This is a genomic window from Amycolatopsis sp. MtRt-6 (assembly GCF_017308975.1).
Taxonomy (GTDB): domain Bacteria; phylum Actinomycetota; class Actinomycetes; order Mycobacteriales; family Pseudonocardiaceae; genus Amycolatopsis.
Genome location: NZ_JADWPD010000032.1, coordinates 55183 through 78104 on the forward strand (window position 1 = coordinate 55183; position 22922 = coordinate 78104).

Annotated in this window: 25 protein-coding genes; 12 read left to right on the plus strand and 13 right to left on the minus strand. The window is 71.6% G+C overall.

Features of this window, described 5'->3' with window-relative positions; genetic code table 11:
* Nucleotides 1-60 precede the first annotated feature (60 nt).
* The 3 genes from I4Q55_RS38665 to I4Q55_RS38675 form a co-directional block, all read right to left on the minus strand.
* Nucleotides 61-906: a response regulator transcription factor gene (locus I4Q55_RS38665; RefSeq protein WP_206795419.1), complete on the minus strand. Its 846-nt coding sequence runs from the start codon at nucleotides 904-906 to the stop codon at nucleotides 61-63.
* Nucleotides 907-1116: 210 nt separating this feature from the next.
* Nucleotides 1117-2388: a cytochrome P450 gene (locus tag I4Q55_RS38670; protein ID WP_206795420.1), complete on the minus strand. Its 1272-nt coding sequence runs from the start codon at nucleotides 2386-2388 to the stop codon at nucleotides 1117-1119.
* Between the two features lies 1 nt (nucleotide 2389).
* On the minus strand, nucleotides 2390-2584 hold the full coding sequence (locus tag I4Q55_RS38675; RefSeq protein WP_206795421.1) for a ferredoxin: 195 nt from the start codon (nucleotides 2582-2584) through the stop codon (nucleotides 2390-2392).
* A 153-nt stretch (nucleotides 2585-2737) separates the two neighbouring features.
* Here I4Q55_RS38675 and cobF point away from each other — a divergent pair, with 153 nt between their 5' ends.
* Nucleotides 2738-3508 carry a precorrin-6A synthase (deacetylating) gene (cobF, locus tag I4Q55_RS38680; RefSeq protein ID WP_206795422.1) on the plus strand — a complete coding sequence of 257 codons (771 nt, stop codon included), beginning with the start codon at nucleotides 2738-2740 and terminating at the stop codon, nucleotides 3506-3508.
* Nucleotides 3509-3517: 9 nt separating this feature from the next.
* On the opposite strand, the gene I4Q55_RS38685 is transcribed toward cobF, so the two are convergent.
* Nucleotides 3518-4600: a GNAT family N-acetyltransferase gene (locus I4Q55_RS38685; RefSeq protein WP_206795423.1), complete on the minus strand. Its 1083-nt coding sequence runs from the start codon at nucleotides 4598-4600 to the stop codon at nucleotides 3518-3520.
* Nucleotides 4601-4634: 34 nt separating this feature from the next.
* Here I4Q55_RS38685 and I4Q55_RS38690 point away from each other — a divergent pair, with 34 nt between their 5' ends.
* Genes I4Q55_RS38690 through I4Q55_RS38705 form a run of 4 tightly spaced genes read left to right on the plus strand, consistent with a single transcriptional unit; the run spans nucleotide 4635 to nucleotide 7280 of the window.
* Entirely contained in the window at nucleotides 4635-5561 is a 927-nt protein-coding gene (locus I4Q55_RS38690; protein ID WP_206795424.1) for a leucyl/phenylalanyl-tRNA--protein transferase, read from the plus strand.
* Nucleotides 5562-5563: 2 nt separating this feature from the next.
* Entirely contained in the window at nucleotides 5564-6097 is a 534-nt protein-coding gene (locus tag I4Q55_RS38695) for a GNAT family N-acetyltransferase (protein ID WP_206795425.1), read from the plus strand.
* The gene (gene cobU / locus I4Q55_RS38700) at nucleotides 6094-6633 is read left to right on the plus strand and encodes a bifunctional adenosylcobinamide kinase/adenosylcobinamide-phosphate guanylyltransferase (protein ID WP_206795426.1); all 540 of its coding nucleotides are present in this window, start codon (nucleotides 6094-6096) and stop codon (nucleotides 6631-6633) included. Before I4Q55_RS38695 ends, cobU begins: the two co-directional genes overlap by 4 nt.
* Nucleotides 6634-6653: 20 nt before the next feature.
* On the plus strand, nucleotides 6654-7280 hold the full coding sequence (locus tag I4Q55_RS38705) for a precorrin-8X methylmutase (protein WP_206795427.1): 627 nt from the start codon (nucleotides 6654-6656) through the stop codon (nucleotides 7278-7280).
* An 8-nt stretch (nucleotides 7281-7288) separates the two neighbouring features.
* On the opposite strand, the gene I4Q55_RS38710 is transcribed toward I4Q55_RS38705, so the two are convergent.
* Genes I4Q55_RS38710 through bluB form a run of 5 tightly spaced genes read right to left on the minus strand, consistent with a single transcriptional unit; the run spans nucleotide 7289 to nucleotide 11780 of the window.
* Complete coding sequence (locus I4Q55_RS38710; protein ID WP_206795428.1) at nucleotides 7289-8035, minus strand: cobalt-precorrin-6A reductase; 747 nt, start codon at nucleotides 8033-8035, stop codon at nucleotides 7289-7291.
* Complete coding sequence (cbiE, locus tag I4Q55_RS38715; RefSeq protein ID WP_307793430.1) at nucleotides 8011-9219, minus strand: precorrin-6y C5,15-methyltransferase (decarboxylating) subunit CbiE; 1209 nt, start codon at nucleotides 9217-9219, stop codon at nucleotides 8011-8013. Before cbiE ends, I4Q55_RS38710 begins: the two co-directional genes overlap by 25 nt.
* Nucleotides 9216-10022, minus strand: coding sequence for an adenosylcobinamide-GDP ribazoletransferase (locus I4Q55_RS38720; RefSeq protein ID WP_242547516.1), 807 nt, complete (start codon nucleotides 10020-10022; stop codon nucleotides 9216-9218). The genes cbiE and I4Q55_RS38720 overlap by 4 nt, the downstream gene beginning before the upstream one ends.
* Nucleotides 10023-10029: 7 nt before the next feature.
* The gene (cobT, locus tag I4Q55_RS38725; protein WP_206795430.1) at nucleotides 10030-11091 is read right to left on the minus strand and encodes a nicotinate-nucleotide--dimethylbenzimidazole phosphoribosyltransferase; all 1062 of its coding nucleotides are present in this window, start codon (nucleotides 11089-11091) and stop codon (nucleotides 10030-10032) included.
* Complete coding sequence (bluB, locus tag I4Q55_RS38730) at nucleotides 11088-11780, minus strand: 5,6-dimethylbenzimidazole synthase (protein WP_206795521.1); 693 nt, start codon at nucleotides 11778-11780, stop codon at nucleotides 11088-11090. Before bluB ends, cobT begins: the two co-directional genes overlap by 4 nt.
* A gap of 142 nt (nucleotides 11781-11922) precedes the next feature.
* On the opposite strand from bluB, the gene I4Q55_RS38735 reads away from it, so the two are divergent.
* From I4Q55_RS38735 to I4Q55_RS50790, 6 genes are read left to right on the plus strand one after another with little or no spacing between them, the layout of a single operon-like run.
* Nucleotides 11923-12747, plus strand: a complete 825-nt coding sequence (locus I4Q55_RS38735; protein ID WP_206795431.1) for a cobalt-precorrin-4/precorrin-4 C(11)-methyltransferase — start codon at nucleotides 11923-11925, stop codon at nucleotides 12745-12747.
* The gene (gene cobJ, locus I4Q55_RS38740; RefSeq protein ID WP_206795432.1) at nucleotides 12744-13496 is read left to right on the plus strand and encodes a precorrin-3B C(17)-methyltransferase; all 753 of its coding nucleotides are present in this window, start codon (nucleotides 12744-12746) and stop codon (nucleotides 13494-13496) included. The genes I4Q55_RS38735 and cobJ overlap by 4 nt, the downstream gene beginning before the upstream one ends.
* A complete protein-coding gene (gene cobA / locus I4Q55_RS38745; protein ID WP_206795434.1) occupies nucleotides 13493-14242 on the plus strand; it encodes a uroporphyrinogen-III C-methyltransferase in 750 nt (249 codons plus the stop codon). The genes cobJ and cobA (I4Q55_RS38745) overlap by 4 nt, the downstream gene beginning before the upstream one ends.
* The gene (locus I4Q55_RS38750) at nucleotides 14229-14927 is read left to right on the plus strand and encodes an energy-coupling factor ABC transporter permease (protein ID WP_206795436.1); all 699 of its coding nucleotides are present in this window, start codon (nucleotides 14229-14231) and stop codon (nucleotides 14925-14927) included. Before cobA (I4Q55_RS38745) ends, I4Q55_RS38750 begins: the two co-directional genes overlap by 14 nt.
* A complete protein-coding gene (cbiQ, locus tag I4Q55_RS38755; RefSeq protein ID WP_206795438.1) occupies nucleotides 14917-15693 on the plus strand; it encodes a cobalt ECF transporter T component CbiQ in 777 nt (258 codons plus the stop codon). Before I4Q55_RS38750 ends, cbiQ begins: the two co-directional genes overlap by 11 nt.
* Entirely contained in the window at nucleotides 15690-17405 is a 1716-nt protein-coding gene (locus I4Q55_RS50790; protein ID WP_206795440.1) for a CbiX/SirB N-terminal domain-containing protein, read from the plus strand. The genes cbiQ and I4Q55_RS50790 overlap by 4 nt, the downstream gene beginning before the upstream one ends.
* A 5-nt stretch (nucleotides 17406-17410) precedes the next feature.
* Here the strand turns inward: I4Q55_RS50790 and I4Q55_RS38765 are convergent, their stop codons facing one another.
* The 3 genes from I4Q55_RS38765 to I4Q55_RS38775 all read right to left on the minus strand — a co-directional run bounded on the left by I4Q55_RS38765 (nucleotide 17411) and on the right by I4Q55_RS38775 (nucleotide 21393).
* Entirely contained in the window at nucleotides 17411-19510 is a 2100-nt protein-coding gene (locus tag I4Q55_RS38765; protein ID WP_206795442.1) for a cobyric acid synthase, read from the minus strand.
* Nucleotides 19507-20709 (minus strand): uroporphyrinogen-III C-methyltransferase, encoded by a 1203-nt coding sequence (cobA, locus tag I4Q55_RS38770; RefSeq protein WP_242547517.1) that lies wholly within the window; start codon nucleotides 20707-20709, stop codon nucleotides 19507-19509. The genes I4Q55_RS38765 and cobA (I4Q55_RS38770) overlap by 4 nt, the downstream gene beginning before the upstream one ends.
* An 87-nt stretch (nucleotides 20710-20796) precedes the next feature.
* Nucleotides 20797-21393: a hypothetical protein gene (locus I4Q55_RS38775; RefSeq protein ID WP_206795444.1), complete on the minus strand. Its 597-nt coding sequence runs from the start codon at nucleotides 21391-21393 to the stop codon at nucleotides 20797-20799.
* 125 nt (nucleotides 21394-21518) lie between these two features.
* On the opposite strand from I4Q55_RS38775, the gene I4Q55_RS38780 reads away from it, so the two are divergent.
* Nucleotides 21519-22370, plus strand: coding sequence for a cobalamin biosynthesis protein (locus tag I4Q55_RS38780; protein ID WP_206795445.1), 852 nt, complete (start codon nucleotides 21519-21521; stop codon nucleotides 22368-22370).
* Here the strand turns inward: I4Q55_RS38780 and I4Q55_RS38785 are convergent.
* Nucleotides 22342-22917: a cob(I)yrinic acid a,c-diamide adenosyltransferase gene (locus I4Q55_RS38785; RefSeq protein ID WP_206795446.1), complete on the minus strand. Its 576-nt coding sequence runs from the start codon at nucleotides 22915-22917 to the stop codon at nucleotides 22342-22344. The two genes, I4Q55_RS38780 and I4Q55_RS38785, sit on opposite strands and share 29 nt — an antisense overlap.
* Between the last annotated feature and the right edge of the window lie 5 nt (nucleotides 22918-22922).

Genomic DNA, 22922 nt, shown 5'->3' on the forward strand with positions numbered 1-22922 from the left:
ACCGCACGGACTGCCGCTTTCCGGGACAGCGCGGTCCGGACCCGGGACCGCTCTTCGTCGCTAGGACCGCCGGCGCGGACGCACCAGCCTCGCCGGATCGACCAGGCCGCTCTGGTAGGCGACGACCACGGCCTGCACCCGTTCTTCGAGATCGAGCTTCAGGAGGAGGTGCGAGATGTGCGACTTCACCGTCGCCTTGGTGACGTGGAGGTCCCGCGCCATTTCGGCGGTGGTGCGTCCCGCGGCGAGCAGCCGCAGCACCGACAGTTCCCGATCCGTCAGCCCCGAGAGTTCCTCGCCGTATCCGGCCGGCGGCGGCGAGCGCCGCGACAGCTCGTCGAACAGCGGCGCGGTGACCGCCGGCGTCATGAAGGCCAGCCCGCCGGCGACCGCCCGCACCGCGTCGACGATCCGGTTCTTGCCGTCGTCCGCGCGGACCAGTCCGCGAGCCCCGAGCGAAAGCACGGAAAACATGGTCGAGACATCGATATCACCCGATCCGGTGAGCGCGATGATCGGGATCACCGGGCCGGGCGAATCGTCGGCGAGCGCACGGAGGAGGCGCACGCAGTGCTCGTCGAACGGCTCGACGTCCATGATGATCACGTCCGGGCGCAACCTGTCGACTTCGGACATCACCGCCGGGGCGTCCCGGACCTGGCTGACCACGGTGATGTCCCGTTCACCGCCGAGGAGGGCAGCGAGCCCCGCGCGGACGAGATCCTGCTCGGCGTACAGGAGCACTCTGGTCATGACGAGGCTCTTGCCGACCCCCTTCGCCGGCCCACGGACGTCCTGCGTCATCACCATCTCCCCCTGAAGATCGCCCCCCTTGGGCGTCGAGGTATCGAGGCGCGCCAACCGGTCACGGACCGCCCATTCCCCCAAGGCCAGCGTCAATTCCACCGGGACCGCTCAGATTACAAGTCGGCTAAGCCGCCGCACAGGGCTAACCGGGCGAACCGCCCGAGTTCACTTCCTGTCACCATTCCCCAGCCAAATGCACACCGTGATCAACTGCATACTCGCCGTGCCAAGATGTCGCCGGTGACATTTCTGTCCCCGGACAGAATTGGGCGCCAGGCGCACTTTTCCGCCGCCTCGCGGTATTCGCGGTCACGGCCCGATCCGGACTGGCAGCGTCTTCGGCCCACGCACCTGACCTGCGGTCCAGGCGACCGCCGGGAGATCAGGCAAAGTGAACTCGGGGATGCGGCCGAGCCACACCTCGAGTGCCACGCGCAATTCCATCCGCGCCAAGTGGGAGCCGATGCAGCGGTGGATGCCGAGACCGAACGCGATGTGCCGGTTGACTGCCCGGTCGAGCACGATCTCATCGGCGCGGTCGAACTGCCGGGGGTCGCGATTGGCCGCCGGGAACGCCATCAGCACCCAGTCTTCGGCCTTCATGTCCACCCCCCGCCACCGCATATCGCGCTTCACCAGCCGCCCGGTCATGACCGGCGCGTATGCCCGCAGGAACTCCTCCAGCGCCGTCACCAGCAGGCCCGGAGCGGACACCAGCCGCACCCGATCGGCCGGTGTGCGCGCCAGATGCCACAGCGACACGCCGATCGCGCTCCACGTCGTGTCGATGCCCGCGATCATCAAGGACGAAAGCGTTCCCGAAATGTGCAACGGATCCAGCTTGCGCCCGTCGAGATCCGCCTCGATCAGCCGCGTGGTGAGGTCGTCGCGCGGGTTGTCGACGTGGTCGTGGATCTGCGCGAGCAGGTAGTCCAAGCGCCGTTGCGTCCGCGCGCTCCGCTCGTCGGCCGAGACATTGGCGCGTTCGAGCGAGCTGGTTGCGAATTCCAGCAAGAGTCGCTCGTCCTCCTCCGGAAATCCGAGCATGCCCGCCATCACGTGCGTCGGAATCCGCTGGGCGTACTCGACGACGGCATCGACCTGCTCCCGGTCTTCCAGGGCGTCGATCAGGGCATGGCAGCGGGCGCGCGTCCGTTCCTCGAGGCAGCTCACGGCCTTCGCCGTGAACGCCGGAAGCAGCAGCTTGCGCGCGCCGTGGTGGAACGGCGGATCGGACGAGATGGGCGGCGAGACCCCGACCGGTGCCAGCTCCGGCGGCGGCCGGACGTTGCCGACCAGGATGGCCCGGGAGGAGAACCGGTCGGTGTCGTAGGCGATCGCCGCGACGTCCTCATAGCGGGTCGGCAGCCACGCTCCGCCGAAGCGGTGGGTGTGCGCGATCGGGCAGCGTCGCCGCAGGTCCGCCTGGATCGAATAAGGGTCCGCGGCCCACTCCGGCTCCAGGTGCGAAAAGTCCGCCGCCCAGTCGGCCACCGGGCCCGCGACGACCTCGTTGCGAGCGCCGACCAATCGCTCGCGGTGCCCCGACCGGATTTCGGCGAATCGCTCGTGGCTCGTCACGTCAGCGGTCCTCGTGCAGGCTGATCGCCCGCTCGGGACAGTTCAGGCGAGCCAGTCGCGCGGGCTCCACGGCCGAGACGTCTGCCTCACCGAGCACCACGCCGTAGCCCTCGTCGTCTTCGCCGAAGACCTGCGGTGCCAGCGCGTGGCAACGGCCGTGCCCCTGACAGCGGCCGGCGTCGATGACGGCTCTCATCCGTTCCCCACCTCCAGATGCCGCGGCACCGCCCCGCTACCTGCACTCTAGACGAGGACGGGATCCCGCCACCAGCAACACGGATGGCCGGGTGCGCGAACCGGAGTGCTGGGGCATAGTGGATTTCTCGAACCGATCATGGGGAGGCCTGGCGTGCGAACGGTGCTGGTGATCGGGATCGGCGCGGGCGACCCGGAGATGATCACGCTGCAAGCGGTGCGCGCCCTCAACCGGGTCGACGTGATCATGGTGCTGGACAAGGGCAAGGAGAGCCGTCCGCTCGTCGAACTGCGGGAGGAGATCTGCCGCCGGCACCTGCGCGACCGCCCGTACCGGATCGTCGAGGTGCCCGATCCGCGGCGGCCGCGGAGGTCGGACGGCCTTTCGATGGCCGAGTACGAGGCCGCGGTGCGCGACTGGCACGTCAAGCGCGCGGAAGCACTCGAGACGGTCCTGCTGGACGACGTCGCGGAGGACGGCTGCGCGGCCTTCCTGGTCGTCGGCGACCCGTCGTTGTACGACAGCACCATCCGGGTGGTGCGCAACATCCTGGACCGCGGCAACGTCGAGTTCGGCTGGGAAGTCGTGCCCGGCATCACGAGCCTGCAGGCGCTCACCGCACGGCATCGCATTCCGCTCAACGGAATCGGCGAGCCGGTGGCCATCACGACCGGGCGCCGGCTCAGTGCGGACGCGGAGCTCCCCGACGGCACCACCGCCGTGATGCTGGACGACGCGCTGGCCTGTCAAGCGATCGACGACCCCGAGGTGCGCATCTACTGGGGCGCCAACATCGGCACTCCGGAGGAGGTGCTGCGTGAGGGACCGCTCACCGAGGTGATCGGCGAGATCGCCGACGCCCGTGCCGAGCTTCGTGAACGCACCGGCTGGGTCATGGACACCTACCTGCTGCGCCGTGGCTGACAGCCGTGGTCAGCCGCCGCCCGGCAGCCGCTCGAGCCGCCGGTCCTGCGCCGATGTGATGAGGGAGAGCAGCTCCGCCACCGGCTCGCGCGGCAGCGCGCCGAACCGAAACCAGCTGGCCGCCCGCTTGCTCACCCCGCCGCGCACGAGGTGGTCCAGCCGAGGTCCGAGCCCGTAGTCGACCAGTTCACGCCCCTCGGCGGCCGCGATCAGCGCCGGCTCGTAGTACAGGACGCGGAAATGCGCGAACGACCGGCGGGCCGTTTCCGAATAGTCCTGCCCGGCGAACGCTGAGTAGAGCCGTCCCCCATAGCGATAGAAGAGGTGGAAGGCGACGATCTCGCCCGACGGCGATTCGGCCAGGATCGCGGACGTCAAATCGGGGCAGCGGCCCACCAGGAAATCCAGCGTGCCGCGGGAAGCCTCCTCGTCGTAGCCGTTCCCGTACTTCTCCTGCACGAGAGCAGCTAGCACGGCGAGCCGCCCGGTGACCGGCCGGAGCCGGTCGGCGGGCACGATTTCGGTGCGCATGCCGGCCGCGTCGTAGACCTGCAGCTCCTTGCGGATCACCTTGCGTCTGAGGGAGGGGAACGTCCCGAGATAACCCGGCAGATCCCGCCAGCGCACCGGCAGTACCGCCCGCGACGACGGCGTCGCGGGCAAGTAGCCCCGGGCCGTGAGTGCCTTTTCCACCGCGTTGCCTCCGTCGTCGACGTGGAGGAAGGCGCTGGTGACCGCCTGCCACTCGGCCGCCACCTCGTCGACGGCGTCCACCAGCGCGGCGGCGATCTCGTGGCTTCCGCCGATGTGCAAGCCCGCCGTCAAGCCGACCGGCCCGACGCAGACGGCCGCGGGGTAACACTCGGCAGCCATCGGCGCGAGCCGGTCGCGCAGTGCGGTCATCCGGCTCGCCTCCCCCGCCGGCAGGTCCGCGTGATCGGTCGCGCGCAGCTGTTCGTCCAGCACCAGTCCGACCGGTTCCTGGAGAACGAACCCCGGCCGGTCCGCCAAGACCAGCACCGCGGCTCCAACCGGCTCGCCGTCCCGCTCCGCCAGCAGGTACGCGGCCGGCCGCCCGCGGCGGTCGTGCATCGAGGACAACCATTCGTGGCTCAGGTAAAGCCCCTTGCCCGCGGCGGCGTTCCAGCGTGCGGCCGAGACCTCTTCCGGTGCTCCGAACCGGTGGATCTGCGGAAGTCCTACCGAGGTCATTCCCATGCCCACTACACTATTTGAAGATCCGCAAGGACGGCGGAAGCAACTGGGGAGCTGCGTGGAATTACCACATTGGGCGGACTGCCCGGGTGATCGCCCCGCATTCGTCGGCGCGGACCTGAAACCGGAGACGCTGCACGCCGCGTTCCGGGCCGGGTTCTTCCCGTGGCCGCCCGCGACGGATCATTGGCGGGCCTGGCACGCCGAGCAGTGGGGCGCCGACCTCGAGGCCGGGCGCATCCGGACTGTCGGATCCGCGACGGACTTCGCGCTGCCCTGGTGGGCTCCCGATCCCCGCGGCGTGCTCTTCACCGGCCGGGCGCGAATGAGCCGGCGGCTCCGTCCCTATCTCCGGCAGGCCGGCTGGACGGCGACGATCGACCGGGCCACCACCGCGGTCATTGGCCGCTGCGGACCGGGGCGCGCCGGGGAAAGCTGGATCTCGCCGGAAGTCGCGGCGGCCTATCACGAACTGGCCGAGGCCGGAATCGTGCATTCGCTGGAAATCTGGTCGGACGACGACCTGGTCGGCGGTCTCTTCGGTGTGCTGGTCGGAGGGGTGTTCAGCGTCGAGTCCGGATTCACCGCGGCCCCGAACGCCGGACACGTCGCCACCCTCGACTTGGCCGCGCGCCTGGCAGAGGCCGGCGGCGTGCTGATCGACGTGCACATGACCAGCCCGCACTACGCGAAACACGGTGCGGAGGACATTCCCCGCGAGCGCTTCCACGAAGTCTTGACCGCCACAGCAGATCGCCCGGTCGAACTGTCCCCCGAACGGAAGCCGGTCGGCTCCCTGGTCGACTTCTACCTGTCCCGTACCTCGTCATCGGAGTGAGAATGACCGAGAGCCCGTCGACGAAATCCGTCACGCTCAGGCCGCTCGTCGAGCCGGATCTGGCCGTGCTGGAAAGGATTTTCACCGATCGCGCCCAAGCGGGCGAGTTCGCCTGGTACGGGTTCGGAAGCACGGCCGCGCTCGGACGGCGGCTCGCCGAAGACGGCGGCCTGAGCCCGAGCGGCGGGTTCCTCGGCGTCGTAGCCGGCGACGAACTGGCCGGATACCTGACCTGGTACCAGCAGTACTACGGCGGCGCGGCAGGCTCGTGGGCGTGGCGGTACGGGATGGGCCTGGTGCCCGAGTTCCGGGATCGCGGAATCGGTACCGCGGCGACGGTCGAACTGACCCGGTACCTGTTCGAGAACTTCCCCGCGGACCGCATCGAAGGCTTGCCGGACGCGGAGAACCTGCGGTCCCAGCGGATGCTCGAGCGCGCCGGGTTCAAGTGCGAGGGCCGGTTGCGCCACGCCGAGTTCCGCGCCGGCCGCTGGCACGACCTCCTGGTGTATTCGCTGCTGCGGAGCGACACGTGAGCCGGGTGTTCGTCACCGGCGCCGCCCGGTCGGGCAAGTCCCACTGGGCGGAGCAACGGGCCGCCGGGGCCGGGCTTCCGGTGACCTACGTGGCCACCGGGCCTGCGCCGTCCCCCGACGATCCCGAGTGGGCGGAGCGGGTCGCGGCGCACCGCCGCCGTCGCCCGGCTTCCTGGACCACGGTGGAAACCCTCGATCTCGGCCCGCTGCTGGCCCGCACGGACACCATCCTGCTGGTCGACTGCCTGACCTTGTGGCTGACCGAGGCGATGAGCCGCTGCGACGTCTGGGACGCGCCGACCGGCAGCGAACCGTGGCAGCGTCTGGCTTCCTGGACCGACCGGCTGGTCGAGGCGTGGTCGGCCGCTTCGGCGCCCGCGATCGCCGTGACGAACGAGACCGGCTGGGGTGTCGTCCCGGCGCACCGGATGGGCCGGTTGTTCCGGGACGAGCTCGGCACCCTCAACCGGCGGATTGCCGCCGTGTCCGACGAGGCATGGCTCGTCGTCGCCGGTATTCCGATGCAGCTCAAGTGACGTTTCCAGGGAGGACCGGAATGGCCATCGACCACATCAAGGACGGCGCCGCGATCACCCGCCGGTCCTTCGAGATCATCCGCGCGGAGGCCGATCTGGGCCGGTTCCCCGACGACATCGCCGGGATCGCGGCCCGGATGGTGCACGCCTGCGGCATGGTGGATCTGGTCGAAGACCTGGTGTTCAGCCCGGACGTGGTGGCATCCGCTCGCGCGGCGCTGGCCGGCGGTGCCCCGATCTTCTGCGACAGCCGGATGGTGGCCTCCGGCATCTCGCGGCCGCGTCTGCCCGCGGACAACGACGTCGTGTGCACGCTGACCGCGCCCGGCGTCGCGGCGCTGGCCGAGCGCCTGGGGACTACCCGGACCGCGGCCGCCATGGAGCTGTGGCGCGAGCGGCTCGACGGCGCGGTGGTGGCGATCGGCAACGCGCCCACGGCCTTGTTCCGGCTGCTGGAAATGCTGGAGGAAGGTGTCCGGCCGGCGGCCGTGCTCGGCTTGCCGGTCGGTTTCGTCGGCGCTGCCGAGTCGAAGGCGGAGCTGGCGTCGGAATCCCACGGCGTGCCGTTCCTGACGGTGCGTGGACGCCGCGGCGGGAGTGCGATCACCGCGGCCTCGGTCAACGCCATCGCGAGCCCCCGCGAGTGAGCGGGCACTCAACCCGTGACTTCGCGCACCGCGCGGACAGCCGACGCGACATCGCCGGCTTCGGCGGCCGCCGGCAGGGCGGGTCGGTCGATCATCACCACCGGCAGCCCCAGCTCGCGCGCCGCCGTCAGCTTCGCCGCCGGCCGCGGGCCGCCCGCATCCTTGGTCACGAGGACGTCGATCCGGTGCCGCCGGAGCAACGCCCGTTCCTCGTCGAGTGAGAACGGTCCGCGCGCGAGCACGACTTCGCTCCGGGGCGGCAACGGCATTCGCGGCGGTTCGATGCTGCGCAGGAGGAACCACAGATCCAGCCGGGTGAATTCGGTGAGCTGATAACCACCGGTGCTGAGGAACACCCGGTCTCCCAGGCCCGGGAGCAGGGCGGCGGCCGCCTGCCCGGAGCCAACCCGGTGCCACCGGTCCCCGTCGTCCGGTACCCACCCCGGCCGGACCAGCCGGATGAGCGGGACGTCTTCGCGCCGGCATGCCGACACGGCGTTCGCGCTGATGGTGGCCGCGAAGGGGTGGGTGGCGTCGACGACGGCGGTGACCGCGTGGGCCACGAGCCAATCGGCCAATCCCTCCGGGCCGCCGAACCCCCCGATCCGGAGATCGCCCGCGGGCTTCGCCGGAGCCCGGACCACACCCGCCAACGAAGTGACCACCCGGACGTCGCCACCGGCATGCAGCTCGGTGGCGAGCTCACGCGCCTCCGTGGTTCCGCCGAGGATCAGGACAACCGGACGAACGTCCACTGCGTCACCACCCGCATCCGCCGCCACGCGGTGTACCTGCCGAGCGGCTCTGCCTGGTCGACCGCCAGGCGGCTCAACTCGCCCCCGTGCTCGCGGTGCAGCCCGGCCAGCAGGTGCTCGGCCTCGACCGTGACGGCGTGGGCCACCAGCCGGCCACCGGGCGGGAGCACCTGCCGGGCGGCCACGAGGATCCGGGGGTCGGCGACGCCGCCACCGACGAAAACGGCAGCCGGTCCGGGCAAACCGGCCAGCGCGTCGGGTGCCGGGCCCAGGACGACTTCCAGATCGGGCACGCCCAGGGTTCCGGCGTTGCGGCCGATCCGCTCGGCGCGTGCGGGATCACGCTCGACGGCGATCGCCCGGCAGCTCGGGTGGTGCCGCATCCATTCGATCGCGATGCTCCCCGCGCCCGCACCGACGTCCCACAGCAGTTCTCCCGGCTGAGGGGCGAGCCGGGCCAGTGCCGCGGCCCGGACGTCACGTTTGGTCAGTTGCCCGTCGTGCTCGAACGCCGTGTCCGGAAGGCCGCCGACGGTCGCCAACGCGGTACCGGCGGCGGGGACCGCGCACGACACCGCGAAAAGGTGCAGGGCCGACTGCGGAACCGCGTCCCAGGCTGCGGCCGTGCTCTCGGTGAGCGTTTCGGCCGGACCGCCGAGCTCCTCCAGCATGACCATCCGGCTCGCGCCGTAGCCGTGCCGCACCAGCAGCGCTCCGATCTCCTGCCCGGCCCCACCGAGGACGACCAGCCGCCGTCCGGGCGCCAGCGCCCGCACCAGGCGTTCGACGGGACGGCCGCCGACGTTGACGACCTCGACGTCGTCCGACGGCCAGCCCAGCCGGGCGCAGGCCAGCGCGATCGAGGACGGGTGCGGCACGACGCGGACGCGGCTCGGACCGGCGATGTCTCCGATGGTGACGCCGATGCCGTGGGCCATCGGATCGCCGCTGGCGAGCACGCACAGCCTCGCCGTCCGGTGCTCGGCCAGGAGGCCGGGTAGCCCGGCGCGCAGCGGGCTCGGCAGGCGGACGCGGCGCGCGGGCACCTCGTCCGGCAGCAGGCCCAGCTGCCGCTCACTGCCGACCACCACCTCGGCTCCCAGCACGACGCTCCGGGCGGCCGGCGACAACCCGGACCAGCCGTCGGCGCCGATCCCGACGATGTCGATGGGATCCGTGCTCACCACGCCCCCAGTGCCAGCACCAGAACGGAAAGGCCCATCGCGATCTCCCCGGCCGCCCCGAGCACGTCACCGGTGCTGCCGCCGAGCCGGCGGCGGGCGTGCCGGCCCAGCAGCTCCGTGGCGGCCCACGCGGCCAAGACGGCCAACGGCCCCTGCCACGGCCGGCCTGGGACGGCGAGCACGCCGAGCGCGGCGGCTGCGGCGAACCAGCCCGCCGCCACCGGCACCGGCACCGAATCGGCCCACAATGCCCCGAAGCCGGTCGGCCGGGCCGGCGGTATCCCCCGGCGGCACGCCCACGTCATCGCGACCATGCCGACAGTGACGGCCAGCCCCGCGGCCGTCCACCGGCCGGCGCCGGCGAGCTGCGCGAAACCCGTCGCCTGCACGCCGAGGACCAGGATGAGAGCGGCCACGCCCATCGGTCCCACCTCGGGCGATTTCATGATCGCCAGCGCGCGCTCCGGCGGCTGGTAGCTGCCCAGCGCGTCCGCCGTGTCCGCGAGACCGTCGAGGTGCAGACCCCGGGTGGCCAGCACGACCACGGCAACGGTGACCGTGCCGGCCAGCATCGGCGCGGCCCCGAGCCGGGTGAGTCCGGACAGCACGCCGGCCGCGAGCAAACCGAGCCCAGCGCCCACGACCGGAGTCACGATCGCCGTACGACGAGCGAGCGAGCGGTCCGGTGGCCGGTATCCCAGCGGCAGCACCGTGTTGACGGCGGCCGCCACCCGCACGGCCGCGCCCCAGCCCCGGGGTGCGACCGGCTGTTCCGGCTCGTCCCCGTCCCCCGAAAATCCCATCGCCGGGCTACCCCTCCGGCCGGTCGGAAACCCCGGCCTCCTCGAACGTTCTCATGTTCCCGAGGATCGCCGACGCCACGCGCAACAACGGCACCACCGCCACCGCGCCACTGCCTTCCCCGAGATGCAGGCCCAGATCGAGGACGGGCTCCAGCCCCAGCCGGCGCAACGCCACGTCGTGCGCCGGTTCGCTCGACCGGTGACCGGCCAGCCACCACCGGACCGCCGACGGCGCCATCGCGTGCGCCACGAGCGCGGCCGCGCCGACGATGACCCCGTCCAGGACCGCCGGTGTCCGTCCGGCCGCCGCACCGAGCAGGAAGCCGGCGATCGCGGCCAGGTCCGCCCCGCCGATCGCCGCCAGGACGTCGACCGGATCGGTCAGTTCACCGGCCCGCCGCACGGCGGCCCGCACGACCGCGGTCTTCCTGGCCACCCCCTCGGCGTCCAGGCCCGTCCCAGGCCCGGTGACCAGGCCGGGATCCGCTCCGGCGAGCCGGGCGACGAGCGCGGCGGACGGCGTCGTGTTGCCGATCCCGACCTCCCCGGCGATCAGCAGGTCGGCACCGGCCGCGATCTCCTCCGCGGCGATCGCAGCACCCGCGAGCAGCGCCCGCTCGGCTTCTTCGCGCGACAACGCGTTCTCGAGATCGATCCGGCCGCTGCCGCGGCGCACCTTGTACCGCGAGACCTCCGGAGGAGTGTCGGCGTCCACGGCCAGGTCCTCGACGCGCACCGAAGCGCCGACCTCCGCCGCCACCACGGAAACGGCTGCGATCCCGGCCCGGACGGCGCCGACCATCTGCGCCGTCACCTCGGCCGGGTAGGCAGAAACACCGGCTCGGGCGACGCCGTGGTCGCCGGCGAACACGACGACCCGCGGAGCCGTCACCGGGCCCGGCGGGCACAGGCCGCGCACCCCGCTCAGCCACACCGACAGTTCTTCCAGCCGGGCGAGGGAACCGGGCGGTTTGGTCAGCCTGTCCTGCTGCTTACGTGCCTGCTCGGCCGCCTGCTCGTCCGGCACGGCCGCGGCGACGGCCGCGCACAAAGAGTCCACTGTGGTCATTCGATCCGCTCCCCCGATCGGCCGTACCGGTCACTGTGCACGACCTTCTCCAGCGGCATCCGGGTCCGCCACTTGTGCCGCTCGAGATCGGGCACCTGCTGCAGGTGCGTGACCGGCCCCAGGCAGAGCCACGCGATCGGGCGCAAGCGCTCGGGGATTCCGAGCAATGCGCGCAGCTTTTCCTCGCGGTAGAAACTCACCCAGCCGACGCCGATGTCTTCGGCGGTCGCCGCCAGCCACAGGTTCTGGATGGCCAAGCACACCGAATACAGGCCCGCGTCGGCGATCGCGTGCCTGCCGAGCACCGCCGGGGCACCGCGGTCGGCGTCATAGGTGACGACCACACCGATCGAGGAGTCGAGGATGCCCTCGATCCTGATACCGGCGAAGCGTTTCGCTTCCTCGCCGGCCAATTGGCCACGGAAGACCTCGCGCTCCTGCAGCACGTGCTCACGGAATTCCGTCCTGATCCCACGATCCCGCACGAGGATGAAATCCCACGGCTGGCTGAGCCCGACGCTCGGCGCGGCGTGGGCCGCCGAAAGGATCCGCCGCAGCACTCCCCCGTCGATCGGCTCTCCGGTGAATTCGGCCCGGACGTCCCGTCGCCGGGCGACGACGTCGTAGAAGGAAGCCAGGGGAACGACTTCGTCATGATCTTCCCATGGAGGACTTTCCCTTGGTAGCATTGAGCATCCTTCCACGAAGTTCGCGTCCGTGTCCACCGAACATACTGGAGTGCCGTGCGTTGAGTCAGTATCACAGTTCCGAAGTGGCGCCGGGGGAGTTTTCGGAGACCGTGGCACTGCGCTCACCCGGCCGGAGCCGGACGTGATTTCCTTCGTCGGCGGCGGCCCCGGCGCCGCCGATCTGCTCACGGTCCGGGCCGTTCGCCGGCTTGCCGTCGCGGACGTGGTGATCTGGGCGTCCTCGCTCGTCACCGAGGACGTCGTCGCAGAGTGCAACCCGGCCGCCGTGATCCACGACTCCGCGGGGATGACGCTGGACGACGTCCTCCGGGTCTACGCCGCTCACCCCGACGCGCGAATCGTGCGCCTGCATTCCGGTGACGTTTCGGTATTCAGCTCCATCACCGAGCAGATCGAGTGGTGCGAAAGCACCGGCCGCGAATGGGAAATCGTTCCCGGCGTCGGCTCTCTCGCCGCCGCGTGCGCGGCCGCGGGCGTCGAGCTGACCGTCCCGACGATCTCGCAGAGCGTGGTGCTCACACGGCTCGGCGGCGGCCGGACCGCGGGCTCGATGCGGCCGGGGGAAAGCATTCCCGAGCTCGCCAGGACCGGTGCCACCATGGCCGTGTACCTCTCCGCGGCGCGCCCGGAGCAGCTCCGGGCCGAGCTCATCGACGACGGGCGCGGCTATCCGCCGGACACCCCCGCGGTGGTCGTGGCGAAGGCGTCCTGGCCGGATCAGCTGGTGATCGACACGACCGTGGACCGGCTGCCGGAAGCACTGTCCGGCAACGGGATCCGGACCGTGGCACTCGTCCTGGTCGGCGCCGCGCTCAAGCGCCCGAACGGCGGAGTTCCGCGCAGCCGTGTCTACGACCCGGCCTACTCGCACGGCTGCCGGCGGCGATCCACCGAGGGCAGCACGGTCGGACGGCCGATTCCCGCAGCGAAACGCCGCCGCCCGTGACCGGCGAGCTCGCGCTGGTCGGTCTCGGTCCCGGCGGTCCCGAACACCGCACACCGGCTGCGGCCACGGCGGTGCGCGAGGCCGATGTCGTCGTCGGGTACGAGTACTACCTGAAGCTGTGCGCCGACATCACCACACCGGATCAGGAACTGGTCGCCGGCCGGATGGGCGAGGAAGCGGAACGCGCGGACGTCGCCGTGCGCAGGGCTTCGGCCGGCGCCCGGGTCGCGCTCGTGTCCACGGGCGACATCGGGGTCTACGGAATGGCTTCGCTCGCCTTGCAGCTGACCGCCGGACTGCCCGCCGGAAAACGGCCCGCCGTGCGGATCCTGCCCGGCGTGACCGCCGCGGTCGCCGCGGCCGCACTGCTCGGCGCGCCTCTGGCGCGCGATTTCGCCTGCCTGACCCTTTCCGACGTGCTCGCGCCGTGGGAACTGGTGGAACGGCGGTTGCGCGCGCTGGCCGGCTCCGGCGTGGTGCTGGCGCTCTACAACGTCCGGTCGGCAGCGCGACCTTGGCAGCTCGGCCGGGCACGCGAGGTGCTGCTGGAATCCCGGCCCGGATCGACCCCGGTCGGCGTGGTGACCAACGCCGCGCGGGACGGCGAACAGGCCGCGGTGACGACGCTCGGCGAGCTGTCCGCGGACGGCATCGGCATGAACACCGTGCTGATCGTCGGCGCGGCGAGCACCTCGCTGCACGACGGCTGGATGGTGACCGATCGCGCGCTGCGAGGCGAAACCAGGTGACGGTCTACCTCGTCGGAACCGGTCCCGGAGCCGCGGACCTGCTGACTGTCCGCGCGGCCAAGCTGCTCGGTGCCGCCGAACACGTCGTCTACGACCGGCCGTCGATGGCGGAGATCGTCGCGCTGGCACCCGCCGCCGCGCACAAGCACATCGTCGGCAAGAGCCGGGGTCGCCCGGCACTGAGCCAGGACGAGGTGAACGCCTTCCTGGTGGAACTGGGCCGGTCGGGTGAATCCGTCGTCCGGCTCAAGGCGGGTGATCCGTTCGTGGTGTCCCGCGGCAGCGAGGAGTCGCTCGCGCTCGCCGCCGCCGGGATTCCGTTCGAGGTAGTGCCCGGCATCTCCGCCGCGGTCGCCGCCCCCGCGTACGCCGGTGTCCCGGTCATGGTGCGCCAGCTGGCACGGACGTTGACCGTCGTCGCCGCCAACGACGATCCCGCCTACCCGGGCCCGGTCGACTGGCGCGCGGTCGCGGCGGTCGGTGGCACCATCGTGCTCCTCACCGGCCGGGCCGCTCTCCGGGAGATCGTGGCCGAACTGCTCGCCGGGGGCCTTCCGCCCGACACCCCGATCACCGCCGTCAGCGCGGCCACCCGGGACCGTCAGCGCACGGTCCGTGGCACGCTGGCCGATCCGCCGGACGCGCGGCTGCCGGCGCCGCTGACCGTCGTCATCGGCACCGTCGCGGGCCTGGACCTGGCTTGGCATACTGAAAGCCTGGGGAGGACCACCCGTGAACATTCCTGACGGCTTCGTCAATCTGCCCACCTCCGCGGCCGGCGCCGTGGTCGCCTGTGCCGGCGTGGCCATCTGCGTGCGGCGGACCGCCGGCGACCTGGTGGGCGGCCGGTTGCCCGCCGCCGGCCTGGCCGGCGCCTGGTTCCTGCTGATGACCGCTCCGCTCGTCCCCATCGCGGCGGGCACCGATTCCCATTTGCTGGGCGGCACACTCGCGGTCACGCTCCTCGGCCCCTACCTGGGCGCGCTCGTGTGCGCGCTCGTCACGCTCATCCAAGCCGTCTTCATCGGCGACGGCGGAGTCAGCGCGCTCGGGGTGAACATCGTCAACCTCGCTCTGGTTCCCGCCCTCGTGGGCCACCCGCTCGCCGCCGGGCTCCGCAGGCTGCTTCCCCGTCGCCCGTGGGCCGTCGCGATCGCGGCCGGGGGTGCCGCGGTGGTCTCGGTCGCCTCCGCCGCCCTGCTGTTCAGCGGTGAATACGCGATCGGCGGCGCGGCAGGCATCCCGCTCGGCACCGTGGTCACCAGCACACTGGTCGCCTATTCCGTGGTCGCGCTGGTGGAAGGCGTGGTGACCGGCTTGCTCGTCCGCGCGGTGTACGCGGCGCGCCCGGACCTGGTGTGGCTGGCGCGGCCACTCCGCAAGGCGCCGGTCGCGGCTCCCGAACAACGATCCGGGCCCGATGAGCGGTAGCGCCCACCAGGGCGGCGGAGATCTCGTCATCCCGGCGGACACGCCCGTCCACAGGATGGCGCCGGCGCCCAAGATCGTGGCCACGGTCTTGTTCATCGTCGCGGTCGCCTTCACACCTTCCCGTATCTTCTGGCCGTTCCTCTGGTACGCCTTCGTGCTGGCTGTCGCGGTGGCACTGGCCCGGTTGCCGATCCTGACCCTGGTTCGCCGTCTCGTCGTCGAAGTGCCGTTCCTGTTGTTCACGGTGCTGTTGCCGTTCACCGGCGGCGGACCCGAAATCCGGGTCCTCGGCCTTCCGCTGTCGCTGAACGGCCTGCAGGCGGCGGCCATGATCATCCTGAAGGCCACGTTCGGCCTGCTGGCCACCGGTGTCCTCGCCGCGACGACATCCCTGCCCGAGATCATCACCGGCTTCGAGCAACTTCGGATGCCGCGCGTCCTCACGGTGATCGCGTCGTTCATGGTGCGCTATCTGGAGCTGCTGGTGGCCGAACTCAACCGGTTGCGCACCGCGCGGGCCTGCCGGGGCGGAAATCCGCGCTGGCTCTGGCACGTCAAAGATGTCGCCGGCTGCCTGGGGGCGATGTTCCTGCGCACCTTGGAACGCGGCGAGAGGGTGCACGTGGCCATGCTGTCGCGGGGATTCGACGGCCGCCTGCCCCCGGCGTCGACCGGCACCCTCCCGGCAGTGCGGGTGTGGCTGGCCGCGGCGATCCTGCCGGCGCTCGCCGGGGCCGGCAGCATTACAGCCGCGGTGATGACGTGAACGACCGCCCGGCACTGCTCATCCTCGGCCACGGCAGCCGCGACATCGATGGCGTCGAGGAATTCCGCGAGCTGGTCAAGCTCGTGCGCGCCGGCGCACCTGAGCTGACCGTCGGCGCCGGCTTCATCGAACTCGCCGAGCCGTCCGTCGACGACGCGGTCGACCAGCTGGTCGCCGACGGTGCCACCGACATCGTCCTGGTCCCGATGGTGCTGCTGGCCGCCGGACACCTGAAGAACGACGGCCCGGCCGCGCTGGCCCGAGCCAGGATCCGCCACCCGGGAGTGCGGCTGCGGCTCGCCAGGGACCCTGGTGTGCACCCGGCGATGCTGGCCGTGGCCGAGGAGCGGATCCGCGCGGCGGCCGACGACGTCGACCCGGCCGGGCTCGGTGTCGCGCTCATCGGCCGCGGCTCCTCCGATCCGGATGCGTGTGCCGACCTGTGGAAGATCGGCAGGCTGCTGTCCGACAACCGCGGCCTCGGCTCCATCGAACCGGGTTTCGTCGGGGTGGCCACCCCCCGGGTCCCCGAGGCCATGGAGCGGTGCCGGCTGCTCGGCGCCACCACGGTCGTGGTAAGCCCGCTGTTCCTCTTCTCCGGCCTGCTGCTGCACCGGATCCGGCAGCAGGCCGGAGACTGGGCCGGAAACCACCCCGAGGTCGACGTCCGGCTGGCCGCCCACCTCGGTCCCGACCCGAGGTGGGTGCCGGTCCTGCTCGAGCGCTATCGGGAAGCGACCGGCGGCGACGTGCGGATGAACTGCGACCTCTGCGTGTACCGGGTCCAGCTGCCCGGTTACGAAGCCAAAGTCGGGCAACCGATCTCGCTCACGCCGCACGGGGACGGCCCGGCACGGGGCTCCCGCCGGGTCCGGCGAGCGATCCGGGTGCCCACGCCGGCTCCCTCGGCGGCGCTGAAGGAACCGGCTCCGGTACGGCGTGGCCGGTTCATCGGGCAGACGGCGGAGCGGGAGGACGCGCCCGCCGTCGAGGTGCGAGACCTGACGTTCTCCTACCCGGACGGCCGGCAAGCGCTTTCCGGTGTCGGCCTGACCGTCCACCGCCGCGAGCGGGTGGCACTGCTCGGCCCCAACGGTGCGGGGAAGACGTCACTGGTGCTGCAGCTCAACGGCGTGCTGCGGCCGGACAACGGCACGATCCACGTCGGCGGCCTGGAGCTGACCCCGAAAACGGTGCAGGAGATCCGCCGCCGGGTCGGGCTGGTCTTCCAGGACCCGGACGACCAGCTGTTCACCCCCACGATCGGCCGTGATGTCGCCTACGGGCCGGCGCATCTCGGGCTGACCGGCGCGGCGCTGGCCGAGCGCGTCACCGAAGCGCTTTCCTACGTAGGGCTGGCGGACGCCGCGGATCGGCCGCCGAACCGGCTTTCGGTCGGAGAACGGCGGCGAGCCGCGGTGGCGACCGTGCTGGCCATGCACCCGGAAGTGCTCGTCCTCGACGAGCCCACGTCCAACCTCGATCCGGCCGGCCGCCGGGAATTCGTGGATCTGGTCAAGCAGCTCGGCATGACGACCCTCGTGGTCACGCACGACCTTCCGTTCGCCCTCGAGCTGTGCCCGCGCTCGATCGTGTTGAACCACGGGCAGATCGTCGGCGACGGCCCGACCCGCGAACTGCTCGCCGACCGCGGTTTCATGAGCGCCAACCGGCTCGAGCTGCCCGCCGGGTTCAACCCGCTCGGCGGGTGAAGCGCTCAGGTCACGAGCGCTTCGATCGCGGCCATGTCCAGATGCTCCCGAAGCGCGGCCACCACCACGTCCACGCTGCGTTCCAGCTCGACGCGGTAGTCCGTGGCCACGCCGAACAGCGCCTGCACCACCCCGGGGTTCTCGAACAGGCCGTGCACGTAAACGGCGAGGATGTTGCCCGCGGCGAAGCCACGGCCGTCCGGCAGCACCTCGGCGACCGGCCCGGTGCGTTCGGTGCGCCCGTGCCGGATCTCGTACCCGGTCACCGGCAGCCCGGCCACCTCGGCCCAGTCGCCCGCGGGCACGGTGTCGGCGAACCGGGTTCCGGTCCGGACCTGCACCTTCTCCGGCCGCAGCGTGGTGCGCAACGGCAGCAGATCCAGGCCGGCCGCGGCGCCCTCGATGCCGAACGGATCGACGACGTCCTGCCCCAGCATCTGGAGCCCGCCGCAGATACCCAGTATCGGGCGGCCGTCGGCAGCGGCATCGACGATCGCCCGGTCGACACCTCGATCGCGCATCCAGCCGAGGTCGGCCGGGACGTCACGGGACCCGGGCAGCACGACCAGGTCGGCGGTCCGCACGGCGGCAGCGTCGCGGGCCCAGACCAGCCGGACCCCGGGAAGGTCCTGCAGCACCGTGAATTCGTCGAAGTTGGAGATCTGCGGGTAGCGCACGACCGCAATCGTCCGGCCGGCGCCTCGGGCGGTGCCTGCGCCGCTGTGCAAGTCCTCGTCCGGCAACCGGTGATCCAGTTCCGGCAGCATGCCCAGCGAGGGCACCCCGGTCAGCCGCACCAGGTGGTCGATGCCCGGCTGCATCAGGGCGGGATTGCCGTTGCGGTAGAACAGGTTGAAGATCCAGCCGCCGAGCAGCTCGCGCTCGGCGGGCGGCAGCATCAGCCAGCTGCCGTAGCAGTGTGAAGTCGCTCCGCCCCGGCCGGCGTCGGTGACCAGAACGGTCGGCGCCGCGGCGTACCGGGCGATCCGCATGTTCACGATGTCGTTGTGGTAGAGGTACATGTCGGCCGGGCTTCCCGCGCCCTCGACGATGACGAGGTCGTACTCGGCGCGCAGGTCGGTCAGCGCATCGCGGACCAGTGGCCACAACAGCGGCTTGCGGATACGCCACGGCAGCGCGGTCAGCTCCGGCGCCGGTTTCCCGTTCACGATGACAGCGCTTCCCTGCGCCTGCGGTTTCAGCAGCACCGGATTCATGCGGACGTCCGGCCGGGCGTCCGCCGCCAGCGCCTGGACGTACTGGGCCACGCCGATCTCACCGCCGTCGACCACCCGGGCGTTGTTCGACATGTTCTGGCCCTTGAAGGGCGCGACCCGCAAGCCCCGGTCGGCGAAGTGCCTCGCCAGTGCCGCGACCAGGAAGCTCTTGCCCGCCGAGCTGTGCGTCCCGGCGACCATCAGCACCCGGCCTGGACGAGACCCCCGCAGTTTCGGGCGGCCGCCACCGGCCGGCACCGCCGCCGGACCTCCGGGCACTTCCGCGACGAGGTGCGGAGCCGCGTTCGCCGTCAGCAGCAGCGCGTCGACGTCCACGCTCCGGCCAGCCTCGTCCCAGGCGTCGGCATCCATCGAAGCCCGTTCGGCGGGAACCTCGTTGAGGCGCCCCAGATACTTCAGGCCCCGATCGGCCAGCCACGTGGCCAGCTCGCCCGGGTCCTCCGCGGCGCCGGCGCCCGGCCCCACCAGCACGCCCGCCCAGTCGACGTCCGCCGCCAAGGCCGCCTCGACCTGGCTGCGGGCCTGTCCCTCGGCGACCGCCAGGATCAGCGGAGTCGACGTTCTCGCTGCTGCACGGGGCAGTTCACCGGACAGACGGCCGAGGAGCACCGTCACGTCTCCCCCGAGGCCGACGGTGTTGGCGGCCACCGGCCGCCAGGACGTCGTGGCGAGACCGGTCAGCGACCCGGTCGCCTCCGGCGGCATCGGATCCGCTCCGGCCGGGGTGGGCACGTCCCGATCGGCGTACACGTCGACGGGGATGTGCCAGGCACGCAGGAATCCGGTGAGCAGCCCGGCCAGTTCCACGCCGGCCCCGGTCAGGTCGGCGATCGCGAGCCGCGGGGCGCGCAGCACGGCCGGAGTCACGACGCCTTCCCGAAGGCCGCGACCGCACCGATCACGATGATGGCCGGCGGGCGGATGTCGGCGGTGGCCATGTCGTCCGCCAGCTTGCCCAGGGTGGAGATCACCGTGCGCTGGCGGCTGGTGGTGCCCTCCTGGATCGCGGCGGCCGGCGTCTCCGCGTCCCGGCCGTGCCGGATCAGCTCGGCCGCGATGGCGGGCAGGTGCTTGACGGCCATGAGCATCACGACAGTGCCGCGCAGACGGGCGACCGCCGTCCAGTCGACCAGCGAACCCGGGTCGTCCGGAGGCAGATGCCCGGAGATGACGGTGAAGTCGTGCGCCACTCCGCGATGTGTCACCGGGATCCCGGCGCTCGCGGGCACACCGATGGCGCTGGTCACCCCGGGCACGAGAACGCAGTCCACGCCCGCGGCGGCGCACGCCTGCATCTCCTCCATGCCCCGGCCGAAGACGTAGGAATCGCCGCCCTTGAGCCGGACGACGGCCCGGCCGGCTTTGCCGTGCTCGATCAGCAGCCGGTTGATCTCCTCCTGCGCCAGGAAACGCCCTCGGGGCAGCTTGCTGGCGTCGATGACCTCCGCATCCGGCGCCAGCTCCTCGAGCAGCGCACGCGGCGCCAGGCGGTCGGTGATCACGACGTCCGCTTCGGCGAGCAGCTGCCTGCCGCGCACGGTGATCAGATCCGGATCGCCGGGCCCGCCGCCGACCAGGGCCACTCCCCCGGTCCGGGCGCGGTGCCGGACGTCGGTGAGCTTGCCGCCACGCAGCCAGCGCAGGATCGAGTCGCGCAGGCCTGCGGCGCGGCGGGGGTCGCCGCCGCCGAGCACGCCGACGCTGGCTCCGGCGTGGCGAGCCACCGCCGGGGTGTGGGCGGTCCCGCCATCGGCTTGATCCGCGCGCACGCAGAAGATCCGCGCCGCCTCGGCGTCGCCGGCGACCTTCTGGTTGACCTTGGGGACATCCGTGACAGCCAGCACGTACCAGGCCCCGTAGAGATCACCGGCGCGGTACCCGCGCGGAATCCATTCCACCTCGCCGAGCCGCACCATTCCTTCGATGGCGCTGCTCACTTCCGGGGAAATCACGGTGATCTGCGCACCGGACTCGATCAGGCGCGGCAACCGGCGCATGGCGATCCGCCCGCCGCCGACGACGACCACGCGCCGCCCTGCCAGCCGCAGTCCCGACAGGTAAGGCATGTCCGTCTCCATGCAGCCCCCTTGGATCCACCACCCGGACACGCACACTTCGCGTGGACAATGGGAGATCGGCTTCGGACAAGTACACTAGGCGCCAAGGCCGTCGGCCGTCCAGCACGAGTTCACCTCCGGCCACCCCAGCCCGGCCCGGATCACGTGCGGGGAATCCGGGATCCGCGCAGCATCTTCGGGATGGTGCCGGAAGTGCAGCCGGAGCGCTTCGACGATCGGGGGCGTCATGGCGGCGGCGGAACTCAGCACCGACGCGCGGATCGCCGCGAAAAGGCTGTCGAATTCGGCCATACCGGTGGACCGGCCGAGGACGGAATGGTACGCCAGCAGCCCGGTCCACCCGTCCATCCAGCCGGAACCGTTGCTGTCCACCGCTCCCGCACGTGGACGGCCCGAATTCCGTGACAGGTAGTCCACATCCGCCTGCGCCATTCCGGTGGCGAGAGTGCGAATTCCCGGTTCCCGGGGAGGGCTCGCCGCGAGGAGGGAATCCCATTCCGCCGACTGGTGGCGGATGAGCGCGCGGGCATCGGCGATCACGACGGGTTCGTGCAGCCGGTGATTTCCCGCGACCCGCAGGAGGGTCGACGTCGCCCGTTCGGCGGCTTCCGCAAGCCGGTCGCGGGCCATCCGGTTTCCGTAGCGCGCCACCAGGAACGCGAGGATGTCCACCTGCAACCGCGGCCTGCCCTGCGAAAACCGGAAGCTGCCTGCGAAGAGCCGAGCCAGCTGGGCCGTGTCGTAGAGACCGTCCTCTGCCATACTCCCCCGAGGGCCCGAAAACGGATGGTGCGAGCATGACGAGGCTACCTGATTGCGGTTGGCCGATCGAGGGAGATTTCGCCGCGCTGCTCGACGGCGATCCCGTTCGGCTCCGTTCCGCTTTGGTCTGGCCGCTGCCGCCCCTGTCCATCGGCGCCGGCCCGGAAGTGGTGGTGACCGACCGGCTCGGCGACGAGCCGGCGGTGATCCGCCCGCCCAGCCTCGTCGTCGGCATCGGTGCCGTCCGGGACACGCCGACCGGCCGCATCCTCGCGATGATCGACGTCGCCCTGTCCGAAGCGGACCTGGCCGCCGGCAGCGTCCGCGCGCTGGCGACAGCGGAGGTCAAGGCCGACGACACCGGCGTGGCCACGGCCGCGCGCGAGCGGAACTGGCCGCTGATCGCCTATCCCGCCAAGGTTCTGGCCCGGATCCCGGTGCCGAATCCCTCGGCCTACGTCGCCGCCGCCGTCGGCACGCCCAGTGTCGCGGAGGCGGCCGCCCTCATCGGCCGGGAAGCGCAATTGATCGTTCCGAAACGGCACGACGGAGCGGTCACCGTCGCCGTGGCCAGACATGCGCCACGAGGACGGCTGACCCTGCTCGACCGCGGCTGGTCGCCCGCGGGAGAACTGCGCCGGTCGTCGATCGTCGTGTGCGATGGCGGACACCCGCTCGCCGCTGTGCATCCGGCGACGCGGGTGGTCGCCGGCGGAGCGCCCGACGCGGTCGCGCTGGCCCGGCAAGGACATGCGGTTGCCCTCGTGTGCCACGGCGGCCACGCGGGCGACCGGCCTGCCGCCGAGGTCGCCGCCTTGCTGTCCACTTCGGACTCCCCGGCGGACCGGGAAGTCGACCTCACTGATTGCCGCCCGGCTCCCAGGTGACGTCGCCGGTTTCCTTGTTGGCCAGCCGCGCGAGCACGAACAAGAGATCCGCACAGCGGTTCAGGTACTGCGCGGTCGTCTTGTTCGCTCCGGCCGCGCCGACCGACTCGATCAGCACCCACGCCCGCCGCTCGGCATCGCGGACCGTGACGCGGGCGGCGTGCAGCAGCGCCGCGGCCGGCGTTCCCCCGGGCAGGATGAAGGACCGCAACGCGGGCAGCTCCTCGTTGAGCCGGTCGATCGCGGCTTCGAGCCGTTTCACGTAGCTCTCGCTCACCCGCGACTTGCCGTCTTCACCTTCGGCGATCGGCCGGCACAGGTCCGAGCCGACGTCGAACAGGTCGTTCTGCATCCACCGGATGACCGCGGTGATCTCCTCGTCCGGAGCACCGAGGGCGAGAACGAGGCCGAGCGCGGCGTTCGCCTCGTCCACCGCCGCATACGCGTCCAGGCGAGCATCGGTTTTCGACGTCCGCGACATGTCCCCCAGCGCTGTCGTCCCGTCGTCACCCGCACGAGTGTAGATTTTGCTGAGCACGATGGACATGCGCC